Origin of the sequence: Caenibius sp. WL (assembly GCF_019803445.1) — a bacterium.
GTDB lineage: Bacteria > Pseudomonadota > Alphaproteobacteria > Sphingomonadales > Sphingomonadaceae > Caenibius.
This window is the reverse complement of the sequence record NZ_CP081844.1, coordinates 2,982,005-3,003,853: the sequence shown is the minus strand read 5'-3', so window position 1 is coordinate 3,003,853 and position 21,849 is coordinate 2,982,005. Positions and strand designations below refer to the sequence as shown.

The 21,849-nt window shown below is 61.3% G+C and carries 18 protein-coding genes and 1 tRNA gene; 8 read left to right on the top strand and 11 right to left on the bottom strand.

Annotated features, from left to right (window positions below; translation table 11 throughout):
• Window positions 1-39 precede the first annotated feature (39 nt).
• Window positions 40-1,278 (bottom strand): MFS transporter, encoded by a 1,239-nt coding sequence (locus K5X80_RS14455; RefSeq protein ID WP_283249182.1) that lies wholly within the window; start codon window positions 1,276-1,278, stop codon window positions 40-42.
• A gap of 129 nt (window positions 1,279-1,407) precedes the next feature.
• On the opposite strand from K5X80_RS14455, the gene K5X80_RS14450 reads away from it, so the two are divergent.
• The 3 genes from K5X80_RS14450 to K5X80_RS14440 all read left to right on the top strand — a co-directional run bounded on the left by K5X80_RS14450 (window position 1,408) and on the right by K5X80_RS14440 (window position 3,407).
• On the top strand, window positions 1,408-2,184 hold the full coding sequence (locus K5X80_RS14450; protein WP_222558409.1) for an AraC family transcriptional regulator: 777 nt from the start codon (window positions 1,408-1,410) through the stop codon (window positions 2,182-2,184).
• A gap of 151 nt (window positions 2,185-2,335) precedes the next feature.
• A complete protein-coding gene (locus K5X80_RS17230) occupies window positions 2,336-2,674 on the top strand; it encodes a hypothetical protein (protein ID WP_222558408.1) in 339 nt (112 codons plus the stop codon).
• A gap of 88 nt (window positions 2,675-2,762) precedes the next feature.
• Window positions 2,763-3,407 (top strand): Pr6Pr family membrane protein, encoded by a 645-nt coding sequence (locus K5X80_RS14440; RefSeq protein WP_222558407.1) that lies wholly within the window; start codon window positions 2,763-2,765, stop codon window positions 3,405-3,407.
• A 247-nt stretch (window positions 3,408-3,654) separates the two neighbouring features.
• On the opposite strand, the gene K5X80_RS14435 is transcribed toward K5X80_RS14440, so the two are convergent.
• Both K5X80_RS14435 and K5X80_RS14430 read right to left on the bottom strand, forming a co-directional pair.
• A complete protein-coding gene (locus K5X80_RS14435) occupies window positions 3,655-4,803 on the bottom strand; it encodes a mechanosensitive ion channel family protein (RefSeq protein ID WP_222558406.1) in 1,149 nt (382 codons plus the stop codon).
• 235 nt (window positions 4,804-5,038) lie between these two features.
• Entirely contained in the window at window positions 5,039-6,268 is a 1,230-nt protein-coding gene (locus K5X80_RS14430; protein WP_222558405.1) for a GGDEF domain-containing protein, read from the bottom strand.
• A gap of 380 nt (window positions 6,269-6,648) precedes the next feature.
• Here K5X80_RS14430 and ku point away from each other — a divergent pair, with 380 nt between their 5' ends.
• Complete coding sequence (gene ku / locus K5X80_RS14425) at window positions 6,649-7,542, top strand: non-homologous end joining protein Ku (RefSeq protein ID WP_222558404.1); 894 nt, start codon at window positions 6,649-6,651, stop codon at window positions 7,540-7,542.
• Window positions 7,543-7,626: 84 nt separating this feature from the next.
• Here the strand turns inward: ku and K5X80_RS14420 are convergent, their stop codons facing one another.
• The 3 genes from K5X80_RS14420 to K5X80_RS14410 form a co-directional block, all read right to left on the bottom strand.
• Window positions 7,627-7,839, bottom strand: coding sequence for a KTSC domain-containing protein (locus tag K5X80_RS14420; protein ID WP_222558403.1), 213 nt, complete (start codon window positions 7,837-7,839; stop codon window positions 7,627-7,629).
• A gap of 140 nt (window positions 7,840-7,979) precedes the next feature.
• Window positions 7,980-10,196: an amylo-alpha-1,6-glucosidase gene (locus K5X80_RS14415; RefSeq protein ID WP_502778372.1), complete on the bottom strand. Its 2,217-nt coding sequence runs from the start codon at window positions 10,194-10,196 to the stop codon at window positions 7,980-7,982.
• A 14-nt stretch (window positions 10,197-10,210) separates the two neighbouring features.
• Window positions 10,211-11,317: a glycosyltransferase family 4 protein gene (locus K5X80_RS14410; protein WP_222558402.1), complete on the bottom strand. Its 1,107-nt coding sequence runs from the start codon at window positions 11,315-11,317 to the stop codon at window positions 10,211-10,213.
• Between the two features lie 239 nt (window positions 11,318-11,556).
• Here K5X80_RS14410 and K5X80_RS14405 point away from each other — a divergent pair, with 239 nt between their 5' ends.
• Both K5X80_RS14405 and K5X80_RS14400 read left to right on the top strand, forming a co-directional pair.
• Window positions 11,557-12,504 carry a TIGR03557 family F420-dependent LLM class oxidoreductase gene (locus K5X80_RS14405; protein ID WP_222558401.1) on the top strand — a complete coding sequence of 316 codons (948 nt, stop codon included), beginning with the start codon at window positions 11,557-11,559 and terminating at the stop codon, window positions 12,502-12,504.
• Window positions 12,505-12,594: 90 nt separating this feature from the next.
• On the top strand, window positions 12,595-12,918 hold the full coding sequence (locus K5X80_RS14400; protein ID WP_222558400.1) for a hypothetical protein: 324 nt from the start codon (window positions 12,595-12,597) through the stop codon (window positions 12,916-12,918).
• A 196-nt stretch (window positions 12,919-13,114) separates the two neighbouring features.
• On the opposite strand, the gene K5X80_RS14395 is transcribed toward K5X80_RS14400, so the two are convergent.
• From K5X80_RS14395 to K5X80_RS14380, 4 genes are all read right to left on the bottom strand, one after another.
• Window positions 13,115-13,190, bottom strand: a tRNA-Thr gene (locus K5X80_RS14395).
• Window positions 13,191-13,224: 34 nt separating this feature from the next.
• Entirely contained in the window at window positions 13,225-14,097 is an 873-nt protein-coding gene (locus K5X80_RS14390) for a hypothetical protein (protein ID WP_222558399.1), read from the bottom strand.
• 6 nt (window positions 14,098-14,103) lie between these two features.
• The gene (locus K5X80_RS14385; protein ID WP_222558398.1) at window positions 14,104-15,423 is read right to left on the bottom strand and encodes a replication-associated recombination protein A; all 1,320 of its coding nucleotides are present in this window, start codon (window positions 15,421-15,423) and stop codon (window positions 14,104-14,106) included.
• Window positions 15,416-16,570, bottom strand: coding sequence for a glycosyltransferase family 4 protein (locus tag K5X80_RS14380; RefSeq protein ID WP_261390718.1), 1,155 nt, complete (start codon window positions 16,568-16,570; stop codon window positions 15,416-15,418). Before K5X80_RS14380 ends, K5X80_RS14385 begins: the two co-directional genes overlap by 8 nt.
• Window positions 16,571-16,794: 224 nt before the next feature.
• Here K5X80_RS14380 and K5X80_RS14375 point away from each other — a divergent pair, with 224 nt between their 5' ends.
• The gene (locus K5X80_RS14375; protein ID WP_222558396.1) at window positions 16,795-17,004 is read left to right on the top strand and encodes a dodecin; all 210 of its coding nucleotides are present in this window, start codon (window positions 16,795-16,797) and stop codon (window positions 17,002-17,004) included.
• Between the two features lie 69 nt (window positions 17,005-17,073).
• On the opposite strand, the gene typA is transcribed toward K5X80_RS14375, so the two are convergent.
• Entirely contained in the window at window positions 17,074-18,900 is a 1,827-nt protein-coding gene (gene typA / locus K5X80_RS14370) for a translational GTPase TypA (protein WP_222558395.1), read from the bottom strand.
• 298 nt (window positions 18,901-19,198) lie between these two features.
• On the opposite strand from typA, the gene K5X80_RS14365 reads away from it, so the two are divergent.
• The gene (locus tag K5X80_RS14365) at window positions 19,199-21,826 is read left to right on the top strand and encodes a TonB-dependent receptor (protein WP_222558394.1); all 2,628 of its coding nucleotides are present in this window, start codon (window positions 19,199-19,201) and stop codon (window positions 21,824-21,826) included.
• The last annotated feature ends 23 nt before the right edge of the window (window positions 21,827-21,849 follow it).

The following is a 21,849-nucleotide window of genomic DNA, read 5'->3' as shown; positions in this document are numbered from 1 at the left end:
TGCCGCCTTGCGTGAACGCGGCCACGATTACCTGACATGCTATGGGCGCTGTTCTTTCGTGCTTGGCAGCAATCCCGTCGCAAAGCCGAGTAAGGGCAGATAGGCAACGACTCCGAAGACCCAGGCAATGCCATAGCTGTCAGCTAGCTCGCCCATTCCGGCGGCCCCGATGCCGCTGATGCCGAACATCAGGCCGAACATCATACCGGACACCAACCCGACCCGGCCGGGCACGAGTTCCTGCGCATAGACGACCAGAGCGGCGAATGCGGAGGACAGAACCAGCCCGATTATGATCGCGAGGATCGCGGTCCAGAACAGGCTCGCATGCGGCATCAGCAAAGCGAAGGGGGCTACACCCAGAAACGACACCCAGATGACCGCCTTGCGGCCGATCCGATCGCCAACCGGGCCGCCGAAGAAAGTACCGGCTGCCACCGATCCGAGAAAGCAGAAGAGATAGAACTGCGATTCTCGCGCCGTCAGACCGAAGCGGTCAATCAGGTAGAAGGTGAAATAGTTGGTGATGGCTCCGATGTAGATGAACTTCGCGAACATCAGAACGGCGACCACCGCCAAAGCGCGAACGATGGTGGCGCGGCTATGCTGCGCCGGGTGTGAAGCGGTGCCCTTGCTCATTTGCGCTTGGGGATGATGCAGCCGCCAGCGCGTGACGAAGAACAAGGTCCAGATCGCGGCGATTGCGGCGATGGCCAACCAACCGAATGCCGTCTGGCCGAAGGGCAGAATGATGGCCGAGGCGACCAGCGGGCCAATCGCGGAGCCGCTGTTGCCACCCACCTGAAAACAGGATTGCGCGGTCCCGAAGCGGCCGCCCGATGCCATCCGTGCGACGCGCGAAGCTTCGGGATGGAAGGAGGCGGAGCCTATGCCAATCACCGCCGATGCCAGGATCAGCGTCATATAGCTGCCGGCCAGGGCAACACCGGCTACCCCCACAAGAGTGGTGACCATGCCCAAAGGCAGGAGATAGGGCATCGGGCGTTTGTCGGTATAGATTCCCACCAATGGCTGAAGGAGCGAGGCGGTGATCTGATAGACCATTGCCATCATTCCGATTTGCGCGAAGGTCAGGTGATATTTGTCTTTCAGCAACGGATAGATCGCTGGCAGCGTCGCCTGAATGAGATCGTTGAGCAGATGAGCCGCGGCCACCGCGCCGACAATCCCGGTGACGAACTTGGGCGCCTGGTTGGACATGTCCGAGGCTGGCGGCGCCAACTCGGTGATTTTCAGATGGTTGCTGTAGCTGTTCACAATCGAGGCTCACTTAACTCGGCAGCATCACTGAGATAGATGCTGGCCTGTATTCCGGCGGGGTTTCTAACGGCGACATCGGGTGCCCGCTTTGCTATATGAGCCATTCGCTTCTGAGAGTGGGACAATATGGCGACTCTGTTCGCGAATCAGAATGAAGATGTGCAACGCCCGGTCCTCGCCATCGGCGATACCTATCCGGCGTCGTTCGAACTGGCGGAGCATTGGCATCGCCGCAGCCAGTTCCTCTATGCGAAGAGTGGAGTCATGGCTGTCAGCACGCCCGAAGGCGCGTGGGTCGCCCCATCTGAACGGGCGGTGTGGATACCCGGCGGCATGCCGCATTCCGTGCGTATGGTGGGCGCGGTGCAAACGCGCAGCGTTCTGATTGAAGCGGACGCTTGTCCAAACCGGGGCAAGTCCTGCCAGGTGGTCGGCGTTTCGCCCTTGCTTCGGCAACTGCTGGTAGCGGCCGCCGACGTGCCGATCGAATATGAAGAGGACGGTCGCGATGGCTTGGTGATGCGGTTGTTGCTGGCGGAAGTCGACTGCGCCCCGCTGATCCCGCTGGCGGTGCCATTTCCTGCTCATCCGGTACTGGCCCGTAAATGCCACGCATTTCTCGCCCGGCCGAATGCGACTGCGACGATCGACGAATGGGCCGATGCCCTCGCCATGAACAGACGCAATTTCACGCGCATCTTTCGGCGCGAAACCGGCATGAGCTTCGCCGAGTGGCGCCAGCAGGCCTGCCTTTCGGTGGCACTCCCGAAGCTGGCGGCAGGTGACTCCGTCACGGCCGTTGCGTTGGATCTGGGCTATGACGGGCCGGGCAATTTTTCCACGATGTTCAAACGTGTTCTGGGCGTGCCGCCGAGCCACTATCGCATTCAGAACGGATCGTAGAACCAGAGCGGGAAATTCGCGGCTTTTGGCCGAAAGCGCACAGTCAGGACTCAGCCCGATGGCGCACTTTCAGCCTGGAGTGGTCGTGTGGTAATGCCGGTCGCACCCGCTGTCATGTTGACCGCGCACATTCAGGCAATCAGGCAGACTCATGGCCCGCAAACATTCGAAACGCGATTCCTATCTTGATGTGGAGGGCGAGGAGGAAGCTCCAGCGACGGAAGTCCTCTGCTGGCTCTGTGGCCGACCGACTGGCAAGACCGTCGTTTGGCACCACCCCGTTCCCAAAAGCCGAGGTGGGCGCGATGTCGTGCCTATGCACCCTATTTGCCAGCAAACGCTGATCGCCAATTTCACCAATTCCGAACTGCAGCGCCACGGGATGGATGTGGAAGGTCTTCTGGCCAACCCCGCCGTGCGCAAATTTGTCGACTGGGTGGCCAACAAGGACCCCGATTTCACTGCAACCACGGCCAAGAAGCGCCGATGATCGGCCTGTTTCTTGCCTCCGTTCTTCGACACCGGCAGGCCGGCGCGAGGCGGCCGGCCCCCCGGTCCATTCGGAGCAGGCCAGGAACATGAACGGGGGTGAGGGCGCCAGGATGATGTCGTTGCCTGTCACCGGCCGGCTCTTTGCTGCCGTCCTCTGTCTGTCGGCAATCGCCGGGATAGGGCTCGAACTGACGGCGTTGCTGGCGAACGGTTTCTCGATTGGAACTTCGGCCGTCATCCTCGCGCGATACTTTACGATTCTAACCAACGCTTTGCTTGCGATTGTGTTCGGTATCCTCGCGCTTGGGCGCATTCGCTCCGATCTCGCCCGGCTGACCGGGGGCATTGTCAGCGCCATCGTTCTTGTCGGTGTGGTGTTCGCCCTCTTTTTGCAAGACGTCCGCACGCTGGAGGGCACGGCCGTACTGGCGGATTTCCTGCTTCACCGGTTCAATCCGATCCTTGCCGCCCTATACTGGCTCGCCTTCACGCCGAAAGGCCGATTGCGGTGGAGCGATCCGTTCCGATGGGCGCTCTATCCGCTCGCGTATCTTGTCTATGCGTTGATCCGCGGACACCTTGAAGGACTTTACGCCTATCCGTTCATCGATGTGACGGAGCGGGGATGGCCGGCGGTTATCATCACGTCCGCGATCCTCGCCGCCGGCTTCATCGCGGCCAGCGAATTGCTCGTCCGGCTCGACCGGACGCTTGCTCGCCGCTGGCGATGAGCAAACGCGTTTCATCGTCACCTGTCCTGGTGACGGTCTGCTCGGCGCACATCTGGAACTGGCGGATATAGCCGGGTCCGGTGTCGACTTTGGGGCGTTCGGCAGTAATCCGACAAACAGACCTCTATCCTGGATGGCTATCGAACTCCCGGAAGACATCGCCGAACGGTCGGTTCACCCCGCGAAGATCGCACAGTTTTCGGCGTTGTATCCAGAACGGCAATCTATCAGGCGGCTTTCTACGGGTTCACTGCGGATCGCCGGGATAGGGCATGATCAGGCGGCCGTCTGGAGCGGCGGTGAACGTGGTTTGCGTGGGATAGGGGATGGAGATACCTTCCTGCGCAAAGCGTTTCATGATCGCTATCAGAAGGCGATCGCGCAGGGGGTGGGCCACCGACCAGTCGTTACCGGGCACATCGACCAAAAGGGCGAAATCGAGCGAGCTTGCGCCGAAAGCCTCAAAACCCGCCCGTGCGGCTTCCCCGCCTTCTGCTTCGACGAGTTCTTTGAGAATGCCGGGGATTTTCGCGAGCATCTCCGGCGGAGTCTCATAAGCGACCCCGATGGTGAACGGCAGCCGGATGTGTTTGCGCCCGGTGACGTTGAGGATTTCCTTATCCAGCAGATTCTTGTTGGCGATAATCCTCAGCTCGCCCGTATATGCGCGTATCCGCGTGGATTTGAGGCCGATAGCTTCAATCGTACCGGAACTGTTGTCGAAACTGATCGCATCGCCCTTGCTGAACGGGCGGTCGAAAATGATCGCCAATGCGGCGAAGAGATCGGCGAAAATCCCTTGTGCCGCCAGGCCGATAGCAATGCCGCCGACCCCCAATCCGGCAACGAGGCCGGTGACATTGACACCGAGATTGTCGAGCAGGACGACTGCCGCAATCGCAAACACGACAACGCTGACCAGAAGGCGGATAAGGCCCATCGCGTTGATGATGGTTTCGCCGCGGTAATGGCTATCCATCGTGCGGTGTTCGATCGCGCCAAGGACAAGTTCGCGGGCCCAGATGGCGCCTTGCAAGACGGCGGCGACAGTGAACAGAAACACGATTGCATTGTCCAGCGCCCGCGGCGTTTGCGCGTAGCCGTCCACCAACCTGATCGCGACCATCAGAATGAAAAAGTTGGTCGTCCTGGAAATGGTCTGCCCGATAACCGTCAACCAGGTTCCGCTGCTGTGTTCGGAAAGGCACCATTTCTTGCCAAAGCGGCGCAGCGCATAAAGCGCCGCGACGATTGCGGCGGCCAGGACTGACGCCACAATGATTTGCAACCAGTTGTTCTGCAGCCAGAAAACAGTCGAAACCCATAGCTCGTTCAGGTCCGCCAGCATCTTCTCAGGGCCGGTCATGGTATCGAGTCGTGTTCTGGTGACAGTCATTCGATGCTCGTGAAATATGCGATTGGTTTCAGGAAGGGAGCATTGCGATCGAACGCAACGCTTCGCCGGTCGACCCACGAGGGGTTTCGCGCCAGCCTGCACGGGCTCAAGAGGAATGAATGCGATCCGACAATGTTCCCGGCCTGCCTTTACCGTGGGCCCGTCCGTTCATCGGCTGGGCTCGATCAAGCAACGGCTGACAGCTGGATGGCGGCGTTCATGACCGGCCCTGGTTTCAGGCTGCCGAGGCTGGCAATTTGGCATCGGCCGCATCGGACTCGACACAGAACATGGCGCGTGCTTTGCCGCCTTTCTTGGCCCGGTAGAGCGCGGCATCCGCGCATGTGAGCAGCCGTTCGAGTTCGACGCCCTGCTTGGGCGCTGTTGCGATACCCACACTGACCGATATCGTCATCGATATGTCCTCGACGCAGTAAGGCTTGCTGATTTCGCGGATGATCCGGCGGGCAAGCAGTTCGGCCTCGCTGTCATCGCTGATGCCCGTCTGCAGGACGATAAACTCGTCACCCCCGAGGCGCGCCACGACATCATCGATCCGCACCATGCCTTCAAGCCGCCGGGCAACCTGTTCAAGCAGCGCATCGCCTGTGGGATGTCCGTATTGGTCGTTGATCGCCTTGAAGCCATCGAGATCGAGATAGTGGAGCGCGATGATATTCCTCGCGCGAACAGCCGTTGCGGCGCGCTCCTGGAAGAGTTCGCGGAGCAGCAGGCGGTTCGAGAGGCCGGTCAGCGCGTCGGTTCGTGCAAGCTTCGCCATTTCATATCGGGCGGTGTGGTGCTGTACAGCCGAACGGTAGAGATGGATCATCGTCTGAATGCTGAGCCCGGTGATCGCCGCGACGATGAAAGCTTCGATGAGAAACAGCTCCTGATGCAGAAGGAATACTTTTGCCTTTGTGGCGTGAAGCAGGAGCGCAATCACCGTCGGGACAGTGGCTGTCAGCAGCCCGGTCAGGCATACCAAGGGCCTGACGGACGTGCGTGCGACGATTCCGGCGCCGAAGCTGAAGACAAGGCTGATCGTGATCAGATGCAGCAGCGGGTTGTGCTCCTGCAGGATAATCACGTTAAGCAGCGCTAGAAGCACGGCCGACGCGAAATTGCCGATAGCGTAGCGGCTCTCCCAGCGGCGGAGGTCTTTGATACGCAGGACAGGGCTGGCGCGATGATAGGCGCGGATCGTTACCAGTCGCAGCAACGTTATGAAGATGCCCAGAACCGCGAGCAGCAGCAGAAGCTTGCTATCCAGCGCGCGGCTGATGAGCAGGCAGATGCCGACGAATACGGTGCCCAGGCCCAGAATCGGAAACCGCATGCCGAAGAGCATATCCACGAAGTCCCGATAAACCGGGAGCGGGAGAGTTTCGGAATCCAGAAAGCGCAGGCGCAAGGCTGACATCATTGCGTGGGAGTAGTTCGATCTACTCATGGTTTCTACCATATTCCCCTCTGCTAGAACTGCACGGCACGCAACCGACACGGCCCATGCGCACGCGCGAGAAAGCCACCCGCCCGCTGCCGTTCGCCGGCATGGTATCCTCCTTCCGCCCGCAATGCTTCGGCGGTCTCGATCTTGCGAACGGAGGGGCTGGCAAGATCATGCGCGCCATGGCCCGCGCTCCGACCCTGACGGGCAACCTGCAATACGCTCGGCCAGCCCGGGCCGGAATGGGAAGATGAAGCTGACATTCCCACAAAACGGCGCCCGGCAAAACCGGTTCCGCCGCCGCTGCCGGCGTATCCGTATAGATCGATATGCAGGCGGATTGGAACGAGGGGCAGGATCGAGGATTAAGAGAGTCTGTTCCAAGGAGAGGATGCATGGCGGCACGCCCATATTGGAAAGGCCAGATCCGCCTGGCGCTGGTTTCCATACCGGTGGAGATTTACCCGGCGACCAGGAGCGGGGCGACAATCGCTTTCAACCAGATTCACGAGCCATCGGGCCAGCGGATCAAGTATGAGAAGGTCGTGCCCGGCATCGGGCCGGTGAATGTCGATGAGATCGTCAAAGGCTTCGAATATGCCAAGGGCGAATATGTTCTGCTCGATGAGAAAGAGATAGAAGGGGTCAGGCTGGAAAGCAGGAAGACGCTCGAACTGACGCAGTTCGTGGATGCCCATGACATCGACATGATCTATTTCGAAAAGCCTTTCTATGTCGTGCCGGCTGACGACCTGGCGGAAGAGGCGTTCATCGTGCTGCGTGAGGCTTTGCGGCGCACGCGCAAGATCGGGTTGGGGCAACTGGCAATGCGCGGCCGGGAATATGTCGTTTCCATCAAGGCCTGTGGGCGCGGCATGGTCATGGAGACGCTGCGCTATGCCGACGAAGTCAACAAGGCGTCACGCTATTTTCGCGATATCAGCGACGCCGAGCCTGACGAAGAACTGCTCGATCTCGCAACGACATTGATCGACAAGAAGACGGGCAAATTCGATGCGACCGATTTCCACGATCGCTATGTCGATGCGCTGAAGGAACTTATCGAGCGCAAGAAGAAGGGCAAGACGCTGAACATCGAGAGCGAAGCCAAGAGCGGCGATGCGCGCGGCGCGAATGTCATCGATCTGATGGCGGCGCTCAAGAAATCGCTCGGAAGCGCAAGCGGGGCTGGGCGCAAGACCCCCGCGAAGAAACCCGCTACCAAGGCTGGCGCCAAGGCGACGACAAAAAAGGCGGGAGGCAAAGCGCCGGCGCGCAAACGGGCCTGACCGGCAAATCGAACCCGCAAAGCAAGCGATAGCTGCATTGCCTCCTGTCATGCCGGTTTATCGCACGCTCGAAAGCCTGGGCAGTCAGGCATTCGGCCCGAAACCCCGCCGGGCCGGATCGCGTTGGCAGCGAAAATGGCCCTTGATATGCTCGTTGAAGAAAGTCCCGGCCGAAGACGCTTTGCAGAATGCTTCAAAAAGTGTGGGAGGCACAGCGTAATAGGCGTATTTGCCGGTATCCCGAAACCAGATCCACAGCACATCGGTGTCATCGTCATAAGCGATGCGATCAATCATCGAGGACCGGTGGAATCGGTGCGCGCGCATGCCTGAGAGAATCCATAAGCTGCATGCTGCGTTCCCGTGCCGCCGCCAGAGGGGCGGTGAGGCGCCAACCGGCAAGCAGGCGTGGGTTTACTTTCTGTGGGTGCGAGCCCCTAGATGCGGGCGAAAATCTGCAAATCGCCTTTGCGATCCAGCACTTCCACCAGAACTTTCGCGCCGGAACGATGGAGCCGCAAATCCACCCATTCGTTTCCGATGGCCAGATGCTTGATCGTCAAATCATCCAGAAACGGGGGGAGCATTGGCTGATCGAACTGCAGGCTGCGTTTTTCGTCATCGAACGTGAGGCCGAGGCTGGATTGGATGAGCGAAAGCGGCGCGGCTGCCGACCATGCCTGGGGAACGCAGGAAACGGGATAGAATGTGGGGCCGTTGGCGGGACGGCGGACGAAACCGCAAAACAGTTCGGGCAGCCGGCGCAGGTCGACATAGGTGGAAGCGGCAAACAGGCCTTCGAAGATGCGCGCGCTTTCGCGGCGAAACCCGTAGCGGGCGAACCCCGCGGCGATCAGCGCGTTGTCATGCGGCCAGATGGAGCCATTGTGATAGCTCATCGGATTGTACCGGGCTTCTCCCGCCGCGACCGTGCGAATGCCCCAGCCGGAGAAAGACGTTACCGCCAGGAGTGTTTCCACTATGCGCGGCACCCGTTCATGCAGGGCCAGCCCGGTAAACAGAACTTGTCCGGCATTGGAAGAACGCACGCGGCAAGGTTTTTTCTCTCCATCCAGGGCAAGCACGTAGGTGCCCAATTCCTCGTCGAAGAAATCGGCGTCGAAGCGCCTGCGCAGATCCTCGGCGCGCGCGCGATAGACTTCTGCCTGATCGCTGTCCTGACGCCGTTCGAGAATAGCCGCGGCGGCCTGCCATGCGCCGTAGACGTAGGCCTGCACTTCGGCGAGGGCGATCGGCCCTGCGGCGATAGCGCCATCGGCATGAAAGACTGAATCGTGGCTGTCTTTCCATCCCTGATTGATCAGGCCTTCCGCGCTCATGCGGCCATATTCGACATATCCATCCCTGTCGCGATCCCCGTACAGATCGATCCATGCGAGCGCAGCAGCGATATTGGGCCATATCTGATTCAGGGTTTCGATATCGCCCGTCCGCCCGAGATATGCCCCTGCAAGCAAAATGAAGAGCGGTGTGGCATCAATGCTGCCGTAGTAGCGTCCGAACGGAACCTCCTTGAGATTGGCCATTTCGCCATGGCGGACCTCGTGCAGGATCTTGCCCGGTTCGGCGTCGGCGTCGGGATCGAAATCGCGCGCCTGGTTCGCGGCAAGATAGCACAGGACCCCACGTGCGATTGCGGGATCGAACCACAGCATTTCCAATGCGGTAATCAGGGCATCGCGTCCAAAGACTGTCGAATACCATGGTATGCCGGCATACGGATACGGCCCGAAATCGGTCTGCGTCAGCAACATGTAGATGTCGGTTACGCACCGTTGCACGGTCTGGTTGAATATCTCGTTGGAAGACACAAGCGAAGGCGCGCGCGCCATATTGGCACGCAGGTCGTTGCGCGCGGCGCGATAGGAATGGATGAGACGATGGCGCAACGGCCAATGCGTTTCGGGTTCTTCGCAAGCAACCTCGATGGAAACCGTGCTGCTCTTGCGCGGTGGCAGTTCGAACCTGAAAATCGCAAGGTTCGGCGTGAGATGCTCGGGAGCGGGGTCGAAGTGCAATCTGGTGCAGCGCGTGATGCCGTCCAGCCCGATATAGCCCAGCGAGATACGATCATCTTCGAGCGATGGGGGTAGCGTCCTGCCGCGCCGTTTGCGAACGGCGCCGCGCACTTCGAAAAGATCCGCGAAATCGCTGGCGAATTGCAGTTCACAAGCGACGATGCCGGTCTTGTCCTGATAATTGGTCAACGTCAGCCGTTCATAGAGCCTGCCGTTGCAGATAAACCGGGTTCGGCGCACATGGATGAGATCGTTCTGAAGGATCAGCTTGCCGTTCCCGCCCGCGATGTCGGGATTAGTGAGATCGCAGGTCAGAGTGCTGCTATCGTCCCGCAGACTGGAACTCAGAAGGATCGGCCGGATACCCCCGCAGATCGTCAGGTGAAACTGCGACAGATGCCGGGTGTCCCGATGGTAGAGCCCTTCGGAACTGTTGGGATAGGCCGAAACGTTTCCCGTGTGGTCGAAAACCGCGAACGTATCATTGTGCTTGAGAGTGCGCGGGCGCTGTTCGTGCAGCGACACAGTGGCCGCTATCTCGAACTCATCATGTCCATCCTCGGGCTGTGGTTCTATCCCGACAGCGAGCGGAGACGGGGCCGTTCGGTTTGTCACCGTAACGTTCTCCTTCAGGCAATCTTGGATTCGATCATCATAGCAGGATCGTGCAGATGCAGGGCGCTTTTCAGCGCGATCGGTCTTTTGTCCGCGAGTTGGCGATAAAGGCGCAGATAATCGTCAACCATCCGTTCGACGGTGAACCGCCGGTCGAAGCATTTGCGCACTTCCGCGCGGGATAAACTGTCGAGACGCCCTACCGCGTGGACGGCGCCGGCCACGTCGTCCACCACGTAGCCCGAGACGCCGTGATCGATAATTTCCGGAACCGATCCGTGGCGAAAGGCGATGACGGGCGTTCCACAGGCCATTGCTTCGATCATGACCAGGCCGAACGGTTCAGGCCAGTCGATCGGGAAGATCAAGGCGCGCGCATTCCCGAGGAAATCGGCCTTCTGTCTGTCGCCGATTTCCCCGATAAATTCCACCAGATCGCCATGTCGGGCGATCAATGGGGCAATCGCCTCATTCCAATACCGCTTGTCCACGTCGTCGATTTTTGCGGCGATCTTGAGCTTGATCCCCACTCTCGCGGCAATCTCTATCGCACGGTCGGGCCGCTTCTCCGGTGAAATCCGGCCGAGAAACGCCAGGTAATCCCCGGCATGAGATTGAAGGCCGGGGCGCAGCAGGTCGCCCGGCATGCCATGATAAATCGTTGCGGCCCAGTTGACCGGCGGCATCGGAAGGCGTTGGGAATCGGAAATCGATACGAGCGGCAGTTCTGCGAAAGCTCGATAGAAGGGGGCAAGATCAGGCAGATCCAGCCGGCCATGCAGAGTGGTGACCGAAGGCACGCGCAAGCTGCGGGCCAGAGGGGCATGCAGCAATTCCAGATGAAAATGGATGATATCGAATTCGTCGGCGTGTTTCCGCACTTCCTCCAGCATCATCATCTGATAACCCAGAGGCTCCACAATCGTCGGGTCTAGCCGCAAAGCCCGGTCGGTAACGGAAATCAGGCGGGCACTTGTACGGGAATCGCCGCTGGCGAAAAGCGTTACGTCATGGCCGCGGCTAACAAGTTCTTCCGTCAACCACGAGGCCACGCGTTCGGTTCCGCCATACAACTTTGGCGGCACGCTTTCAGCAAGTGGTGCGACTTGGGCAATCTTCATCAGGTAGCTCCTTCAGAGCCGATCCCTTCTTCCCAATGCTCTGCCCGCAAGACTGTTCCGCGGGCAGCGCGCAATTGGTGCGCTACCCCCCGATCCCATCGGTAACTGGCCGTCTGCTCAAGCGATGCTGAGGGAGATCATCCCGCCAATCCAGCAGATCGTCGCGACGCTCCCGCGTCACGGAACGAGTCGGTCTTTTCTGCGTCAGATGGTTGGCGGGACAGAAATAGGCGCAAACGATGGCAAAATATGGATACAAGCTGATGACCGAGGAGCACGGTCCCAAGGCCTTGGTCGAAAATGCCGTAAGGGCGGAGCAGGCCGGGTTCGATTTCGTGTCGATCTCGGATCATTTTCATCCCTGGCTCGAAGCGCAGGGCCACTCCCCTTTCGCATGGAGCGTGCTTGGCGCGATCGCGCATGCAACCTCGCGCATCGGAATCACCACCGGTCTGACCTGCCCGATCATTCGCTATCATCCTGCTATCATCGCGCAGGCGGCAGCGACCGTTGCGATCATGAGCGACAATCGCTTCAGTCTGGCCGTGGGGGCGGGTGAGCGGCTGAACGAGCATGTCACCGGCGCGCGCTGGCCCTCAATCCCGGAGCGGCACGCGATGCTGGCCGAGGCGATCGACATTTTTCATCTGCTTTGGGATGGCGAAGTGCACAATCACCGGGGCGAATACTTCGTTCTCGATCACGCTCAACTCTATGACTGTCCTTCGGATGCCATTCCGGTGATCGTCGGGGTGAGCGGATCGCATTCCCTCGCGCTGGCGAATGAAAAGGCAGATGGCATCATGGCGACACAGCCGGATGCCGAGCTGGCAGAGGGCTTCTCGAAAAACGGGCCGCGCTATGGCGAAATCACGCTCGCTTATGCGCCGAGCGTCGAGGAAGGACGCAAGCTCGCGCATGAGCGCTTCCGCTTTTCCGCATTCGACTGGTCCGTGAACAGCGAAATTCCCGCGGTGAAGGGGTTTGAAGCGGCGAGCCAATATGTTCGGCCAGATGATCTGGCGGACAAGATTCCGGCAGGCCCCGACCCCGACATCCATATGGAAGCGATCCGGAAATATATCGATGCGGGTTTCACGCATATCGTCCTGACCGGTATCGGGCCTGACCAGCAAGGCTTCGCAAAGTTTTTCGAAGAAAAGCTGCGCGCTCACCTGCCTGGCTGATCCCTTCCGGAACGATGCTGCTCCGACCTGCGCGATGTGGGGAACACACCGTGGGAATGGGCGTCTGAAGTATGACGGGGATAGCGGAGCATGGATATGACCAATCGAAGCGAGCAGGACAAGCGTCAGCGGCACCCGCAAGGCCAGCGGAAATCCCAAAGCGATTTCAATGACCCGGATCGAGAGAACTCCGAACAGAATGAAGACGGCACGCAAGCACAGGATGTAGCGCAGGATGCGCTGAATCCCGATTTGGTTGATAAGACCGAGCCCGGCCATAACGCTGCCATCGCCGATGTGGTCCCCCGCGATGTGCCGGATTTGGTTTCGAAACAGAAGGAAATGTTGCGGTCAGGAAAAATCGATATGGATGCATTCGACGGCGAGGAGGACATGGATGACGAAGCGGAATAGAAGGGATTGCTTCAGCAGCGGCCGGATCAGAACAGCTGGTGCGATGCGCGTTGCGGGCTGGCCGCCGGAGGGCAAAGCGCAGGATGAACCGCCCGTAAGTAAGTGAATCGGTCCGCCGTTCCCCGGCCCGATGTTGGAATGTAAGCGCGCTTATTAAGTTTTCTTCTGCACAAACCCTTGCAAAATATGGGGTTTTTGGTGCCGGCTAGAGGCCTCGAACCCCTGACCCCCTGATTACAAATCAGGTGCTCTACCAACTGAGCTAAGCCGGCCCTTGTGCAGCGCGGTGTGCAAGGTTCCCTTGCTTCAAACTGCGCCGAAGGTCCAGCCCTCTGTGCGGGCAATTTCGTCGGTCATCGATTTTGGGCGCCACAATTCGGGGCGCGGGGCGGCGATGCGGAGCCAGGCGGCGGTCAGAAGGGCGTCGGCGGCGTGATCGGACATCGCGATCCGGCCGTGGAAAGGCGGGCTGCCGAGCGCGATCAGCGCGGCATTGAGGTCGGCGCGGGTGCGCATCTTCGATTTCTGGGCGGACCGGCCCGCTGCTATCGCGGCGAGCGCGGTGTAGATTTCGACGATTGCAGAGCCGGTTTCCGGCAACGGATCGACCGGCCAGACAGGCAGGGCACCGCCAAGCTGATGGAGCACCCGCATACCGGTAAGGCTCGATTTGCCGACCTGCGCCGCACCCACCAGATTGAAATTGCTATAGGGTTTGCACCCTGCCGCCTGCTGCGCGTGTTCGGTTATGCGCAAACGCCCGCGTCCGCCGCCGAACAGGTCGCCTTCGCGCCCGCCGTGGCGGCGGAAATGGCGGCTGGCCTCCGGATGATCGACGAAATGGCTGGCGGCGAGATGGGGCTCTTGTGCGCACAGGCCGTCTATCAGCGCCCACAGGCTGCGCGCATCGGGCGGGCTTTCCTCCCAGCCCGGGAAGAAGGCCCCCCGATCCCTGAACGGCAGCGCAATGCCCAGATCGAGCCCGACCAGCGTGTCGGCGGGCAGATCGTGTTGCAGCCAGCCGAGAATCTCCTCGCGCGACCAGATATGGCCGGGGCGGACAAGGCGCGGGGGGCCGCCTTCCGCATCGCAGAGGGCAAGGGCGATACCGCGCTGGCGCTCCCCGGCGGCGCCCGACCAGTCGATGGCCGCGAAGTGGCGAAACCGACCCGGATGCATCGGCGGCTATCCTTGCCGCTTTTCGCGTAGGCGGTTCCAGTAGGCGATGCGCTCGATCACCTGCCGTTCGAACCCGCGCTCCACCGGGTGATAATAGCTTTGCGGCGCCATGTCTTCGGGCCAGTAATTGTCGCCCGAAAATCCCTCTTCGGCATCGTGATCGTATGTGTAGCCCGCGCCATAGCCGATGTCCTTCATCAGCTTGGTCGGCGCGTTGAGGATATTGCTGGGTGGCATCAGGCTGCCGGTTTCCTTCGCGCTGGCCCATGCCGCCTTCTGCGCGGCGTAGGCGGCGTTCGATTTGGGGGCCACGGCGCAATAGAGGCAGGCTTGCGCAATGGCGAGCTCGCCTTCCGGGCTGCCGAGGAATTCGTAAGCGTCCTTGGCCGCAAGGCACTGGACCAGCGCCTGCGGATCGGCCAGCCCGATATCCTCGCTGGCGAACCGGGTCAGGCGGCGCAGCACGTAGAGCGGTTCTTCCCCGGCGGTGAGCATGCGCGCGAGATAGTAGAGCGCAGCCTGAGGGTCGGAACCGCGCAGGCTTTTGTGGAGGGCCGAAATCAGGTTGTAGTGTCCGTCCCGATCCTTGTCATACACGGCGACCCGGCGTTGCAGGAACTTGCCGAGCCCCGCCGGGTCGAGCGGTTCGGGAATGCGCGCGGCATAGAGCGTTTCCGCCTGATTGAGCAGGAAACGGCCATCCCCGTCCGCCGAGGCGATCAGCGCCTCGCGCGCGGCCCCGGTGAGAGGCAGGGGCCCTTCGAGCGCTTCGGCCCGATCCAGCAGAACGGACAGGGCCGCGGCGTCGAGCCGGTGCAGGATCAGCACCTGCGCCCGGCTGAGCAGGGCGGCGTTGAGAGCAAAGCTGGGATTTTCGGTCGTCGCGCCGACCAGAGTGACTGTGCCGCGTTCGACGAAGGGCAGGAAACCATCTTGCTGCGCGCGGTTGAAGCGGTGGATTTCGTCCACGAACAGCAGGGTACGCTGGCCCGCCTTGCCCGCCAGTTCCGCTTCGGCAAAGGCTTTCTTGAGATCGGCCACACCCGAAAAGACCGCGCTGACCGCGACATAGCGCATCCCCACGGCATCGGCCAGCAGGCGGGCGATGCTGGTCTTGCCGGTGCCGGGCGGCCCCCACAGGATCATGCTGGACAGGCGGCCGGCGGCCACCATGCGGCCGATGGCCCCTTCCGGACCGGTCAGATGCTCTTGCCCGATAATGTCGGTGAGAGCGCGGGGGCGCAGGCGATCGGCCAGCGGCGCATCGTCGCGCGGTTCGTCCCGTGCGGGGGTGGGGGGTGTATCGTCTCCGAAGAGATCAGCCATGGCCCTGCCGTTGGCGGACGAGCCGCAGATAGGTTTCGGCCACGGTGTGGTTGATCTTGTCCCAATCGAAATCACGGCTGCGCGCTTCGCCCGCTTGCCCATGGCGGAGGCGCAATTCCGGCTGTTCGATATAGGCGCGCAGGGCCTGGGCGAACTGGTGGATCGCCCCGGGAGTGATCAGGCGGCCGGATATGCCATCGTCGACCAGGCTTTCGCTGCCGGTCGCCGCCGCCGCAACCACCGGCAGGCCGCAGGCCATGGCTTCCAGCGTGACATTGCCGAAAGTTTCCGTGGTGGAAGGGTTGAACAGCACATCCATGCTGGCGACCGCGCGGCCGAGATCGGCCCCGCTCTGGAAACCGGCGAAAGCGGTGCCGGGCAGGCGGTTGGTGAGCCAGTTCCGGGCCGGGCCATCGCCCACCACCAGCACCCTGTGCGGCACCCCGTGCCGCCGCAGTTCGTCCATGGTGTCGGAAAAGACGTCGAGCCCCTTTTCCATCACCAGGCGGCCGAGGAAGCCGATCACCACTTCATCATCGGCAATCCCGAACGCGTGCCGCCAGGCGGGATCGCGCCGAGCGGGATGGAAGATCGCGCGATCGACCCCGCGCGACCAGATCGAAATATCGAAGCCCATCCGTTCCTTGCGCAGCACTTCGGCCATGCTTTCCGAAGGGGCGACCACGGCATCGCAGCGGCGGTAGAACCGGCGCATGATCGCTTCGATCAGCGGCTCGGTGAAGCCCAGCCCGTAATACCGCATGTAGGTTTCGAAACGGGTATGCACCGATGCGAGAATAGGCAGATGGCGCCCGCGCGCCCAGGAAACGGCGCGGTGCGCGGTGATATCGGGGGACGACACGTGCAACACATTGGGCGCGAAAGCTTCCAGATCGCGGCGGGCCCGCGACGAAAGGCCGAGCGGGAAACGGTATTCCTTGCGATTGGGGATCGCCATGGAGGGGATCGGGATCAGCGTGCCCGTGGGTTCGAACGCCGGATTTTCCACCACCGGGGCATAGACGCGCACCTGCGCGCCCTGCCGCAGCAGATAATCGACCAACCGGTTGAGCGCCTGGTTCGCCCCATCGCGGACATAATTGTAGTTCCCGCTGAACAGGGCAATCCGAAGTTGCGAAATCTCCATCACGCCTTGGCCCATAAGCATGCAGAAGCCGCTTGGCGAGAGAATTGCCGTAGCGAGCTGGGGACGAAAATGCACCGGCCGCGCATCGGGGGCGTGGGGGGCCCGCCGGGACGGCCCAGCGGGAACGCATGGAGCAATGCCGCGTAAGTCATTCAGCTTGTGAGAAAACCCGGCAAGAGGTAGCCTTGACCATCGGGCGGGTTGAATCGGCAAAGGAGATCGAAATGGAAAACCACGTCTTCAAACTGGTGGAAATCGTCGGCACCTCCAACGAAGGTATCGATGGGGCGGTCAAGGCCGCGCTCGATCGGGCCCGGGACACGATCCGCAAAGTTCGCTGGTTCGAAATGGCCGCCGCGCGCGGCTTTGTCGATGATAACGGCGCCATCCAGTATCAGGTGACGCTGAAAATCGGCTTTGCGCTGGACGATTGAACCGCCGCAAAGCCTGTGGGCCAGCGCGGGACCGGCTTCGATAAGCCCGATCCCGCACCGGCCTGAAAATCAGGCGGCTTCCTTGCGCTTGGCCTTCTTGCGTTCGTGTGGGCACAGGATCGCCTTGCGCAGGCGGATCGATTGCGGCGTCACTTCGACCATTTCATCGTCATCGATATAGGCGATGGCCTGTTCGAGGCTCATGATCGTGGGCGGAGTCAGGCGGATCGCATCGTCCTTGCCGGTCGAACGGAAGTTGGTGAGCTGCTTGGACTTGAGCGGGTTCACTTCCAGATCGTCGGGCTTGGCGTTCTCGCCGATCACCATGCCTTCATAGACCTTGTCCTGCGGCTTCACGAACAGGATGCCGCGATCTTCCAGCGCGTTGAGCGCGTAGCCGACGGCTTCGCCCGCGCAGTTGGAAATCAGCACGCCGTTGATCCGGCCTTCGATCACGCCCTTGTGCGGTGCGTATTTCTCGAACAGGCGGTTCATAATCCCAGTGCCGCGCGTGTCGGACAGGAATTCACCGTGATAGCCGATCAGCCCGCGCGAAGGGGCGGAGAAGGTGATGCGGGTCTTGCCCTGGCCGGACGGGCGCATCTCGGTCAGTTCGGCCTTACGGCGCTGCATCTTCTCGACAACGGTGCCCGAATGTTCATCGTCCACGTCGATCACGACGGTTTCGAACGGTTCGGTGCGCTGGCCGTTCTCGTCGGTATCGAAAATCACGCGGGGACGCGAAATGCCCAGTTCGAAGCCTTCGCGGCGCATGGTTTCGATCAGCACGCCGAGCTGCAATTCGCCGCGGCCCGCCACTTCGAAGCTATCCTTGTCGGCGCTTTCGGTGATGCGGATGGCGACATTGGTTTCCGATTCGCGCATCAGGCGGTCGCGGATCATGCGGCTGGTCACCTTGTCGCCTTCACGGCCGGCCAGCGGGCTGTCGTTGACGGCGAAGCGCATGGCGAGCGTCGGCGGATCGATCGGCTGGGCCGAAATCGGCTCGCGCACGGAAGGATCGGCGATAGTGTTGGCGACGGTGGCCTTTTCAAGCCCCGCCAGGGCGATGATATCGCCCGCCTGCGCGCTTTCCACCGGTACGCGTTCCAGCCCGCGGAACGACAGCAGCTTGGTCGCACGGCCGACTTCGAGCACGTTGCCATCGGCATCGAGCGCGTGAATCGGATCGTTGAGCTTGAGCGTGCCCGACTGCACGCGGCCAGTCAGCACGCGGCCCATGAAATTGTCGCGGTCCAGCAGCGTGGCGAGGAACGAGAACGGGCCCGAAGTGTCGAGGCCGGGGGCCGGAACATGGTCCACGATCTTCTGGAACAGCGGAGTCAGATCGCCTTCGCGCACTTCCTGATCGACCCCGGCGTAGCCGTTGCGGCCCGAGGCATAGAGCACGGGGAAATCGAGCTGTTCGTCATTGGCGTCGAGATTGACGAAGAGATCGAACACTTCGTCCAGCACTTCCTGCGGGCGGCCGTCGGGGCGGTCGATCTTGTTGACCACCACGATCGGGCGCAGGCCGAGAGCCAGTGCCTTGCCGGTGACGAACTTGGTCTGCGGCATCGCGCCTTCGGCGCTGTCGACCAGCAGGATCACCCCATCGACCATCGAGAGGATGCGTTCCACTTCAGCGCCGAAGTCGGCGTGGCCGGGGGTGTCGATGATGTTGATACGGGTGCCGTTCCATTCGATCGAAGTCGGCTTCGCCAGGATGGTGATCCCGCGTTCCTTTTCCAGATCGTTGGAATCCATGGCGCGTTCTTCCACGCGCTGGTTGTCCCGGAACGTGCCGGATTGGCGGAAAAGTTGGTCGACCAGCGTGGTCTTGCCATGGTCGACGTGGGCAATGATCGCGATATTGCGCAGGTTCTCTACGGACATGCGTGGGCTCGGTGCTTTCGGTTGTTGGGGGCGGGACCGACGATGCCAAGCATGCTGCACCCGCGAACGGCGGCCATCTATACCATGTCGGCCCATGCGGCAAGCGGATTGCAAACCGGGGGGCGATTGCGGGCCCGAGAGCGGCGCCGCCTGTGGGTTTCCGGCAACGCTAGGTGCGCGTTAACCAAAAAAACACTCTCTTGGGATAGACGATGGTCCAATCCCGCTGGAGTGCGAGCGGCAACCCGACAAAATCAGACAAACGGGATCTCGCACTTTCGGCGGAACGCCGAGATTTATGAGGGATACCATGCAGGATAACGGCACATCGGGTCGACTTCGCCGCTCACGCACCGCCATTCTGGCGGGGGCAGGGGCCACTGCTCTCGTCCTGCCGGGCTTCGCCGCCGCGCAGGATGCCGGGAGCACAACTTTTGCCGAAAGCGATGGCAATGCGATCATCGTCACCGCGACCAAGCGCGAAAAGACGCTGCAGGATGTGCCTGTTGCGGTCAGCGTGACCACGGCGGAAACCATGGAACGCGCTCACATTCGCGATGTCAGCGATCTGGTCAGTGTGGTGCCGTCGCTGCGCGTGGTCCAATTGCAAGGCTCGCAGGCGACGAACTTCTTCATTCGCGGCTTCGGCAACGGCTCCAACAACGTCGGTATCGAACCGTCGGTGGGCGTGTTCGTCGATGGCGTGTTCCGTTCGCGCACGGCCTCGCAGATCAGCGATTTCCCGGATATCCAGCGGGTCGAGGTCCTGCGTGGGCCGCAATCGACGCTGTTCGGCAAGAACGCATCGGCGGGCGTGATTTCCATCGTCACCCGCGAACCGCAGCACACGTTCCAAGGCTCGGTCGAAGCATCCTACGGCAACTTCGATGCCCGGGTGCTGAAAGGCTATGTCACCGGTCCGGTGAGCGACGCGCTGGCGCTGAGCCTCGCTGCCGGGGTGAACAAGCGCGACGGCTATGTGAAGGATCTGGGCAGCGATACCCGCACGAACGAGCGCAACCGCTGGTTCGTGCGCGGGCAGGCGCTGTTCGAGCCGAACGATGCGCTGAAAATCCGCCTGATCGGGGATTACGACAAGATCGACGAGAACTGCTGCGCTGTGGTCAATATCCAAAGCTCCGGCGCCACCGCCGCGCTCATGTCGCCTCTCGTCGGCGGGATGGTCAACAATCCCAAGGATGCGTTCAAGGACCGGATTTACGGCAATTTCCCCTCGACCAACAAGATCGAGAACTTCGGCGTTTCGGCGCAGATCGATTATGACACGGGGCCGTTCACGCTCACGTCGATCACCGCTCTGCGCCGCACCAACGCGGTGAACGACCAGGATTCCGATTTTACTTCCGCCCGGCTGCTGTCCTCCAATCTGGAAGACAAGTGGCTGCGCAGCTTCAGCCAGGAATTCCGCGTCACCGGCGATATCACCGATTCGATCAGTGCGCTGTTCGGCGTGTTCTATCTGAACGAGAAGTTCCGCCAGCACGGCGAGCTTTATCTCGATGACCAGTTCCGCCCCTATGCCAATCTCCTGATTCAGGGGCGCAGCGGGGGGGCGCTCAATCTCGCCACGCTCGAAGGGGCGTTCGGCGCGATGGATGGCAACCCCGGGCAATATATCGGCAAATTCTTCCGCGCGGGCACGGGCCAGAACATCGATATGGCGCTGCGCAACGAATCCTTCTCCGTCTTCGGGCAGATGGATATCGAACTGGCCAAGCGGCTGACGCTGACGTTGGGGGGCAATTACACCCGCGACAAGAAGAAGTTCGCCACCGATGTCACCTCCTACGATCCGTTTTCGGCCATTGATTTCGATGCCGCGCAATATGCGCCGCTGCGTTACAACCTGATCTATCAGGGGGCGCTGAACAGCGGCCTCGCCGCAGCGCAGGCCGCGGCCTATGCCACGGCGAACATGAACAATCCGCGGGCCAATCCGCTGGGCGGGCTGCGCACGCTCCAGTTGTTCCCGCCGTTCGTCAACCTGCCCAACGCGGCGGAAGACGGAAAGACCAGCGACAGCAATTTCAGCTATACCGTGCGGCTGGCCTACGATGCCAGCGATCACGTGAATATCTATGCCAGCTATGCGACAGGCTTCAAAGCAAGCTCGGTCAATCTCTCGCGCGACAGCCGACCGCCGCTTTCGGCGGCGAGCGGGCTGGCGGGGGCGGGGCTGCTGGTGCCCAATCTCCAGTACGGTTCGCGCGTGGCCGATCCGGAAAAATCGCGGGTCATCGAATTGGGCGCCAAGGGCAACTGGCGCACCTATTCGGTCAATCTCGCGGTGTTCTATCAGGAGATCAAGGGCTTCCAGTCGAACATCTTCCTGGGGACGGGCTTTGCGCTCGCCAATGCGGGCAAGCAATCGACCTATGGCGTGGAATTCGAAGGCACCGCCCGCCCGATCCCGCCACTGACGCTGGGCGTGGCGATCACCTGGCTCGACCCCAAGTACAACAGTTTCGTGGCGTCGGCCGTGGGCGATCAGTCGGGCCGCCGCCCGCCGGAAATCCCCCGGTGGTCGACCACGTTCAGCGCGCAGTGGGATCAGGATCTGGGCAACGGGGATCGCCTGATCCTGCGCGGTTCCTATCACTATGAATCGCGCTCTTGGGCGGTGGAAGGCCTGCCCGGCTTCATCGCGCGCGATACGGCGGGCAATCCTGTCGATTACAAGCCCGCGATCGAGGCGGCGAGCCATTTCAAGCGCCAGGTCGATGAAGTCGATGCCTCGCTTACCTATGCGATGCGCAACGGGCTGGAACTGTCGATCTGGGGGCGCAATCTGCTCGATGACCGGTACTTCAACCGGATCTTCGATTCCGTGGCGCAGCCGCTGGCGATTTCGGCCTATCCGAACCAGCCGCGCACTTATGGCGCGTCCGCCCGCTTCAAGTGGTAGCATCCGCGCCAAGGCAACTTTAC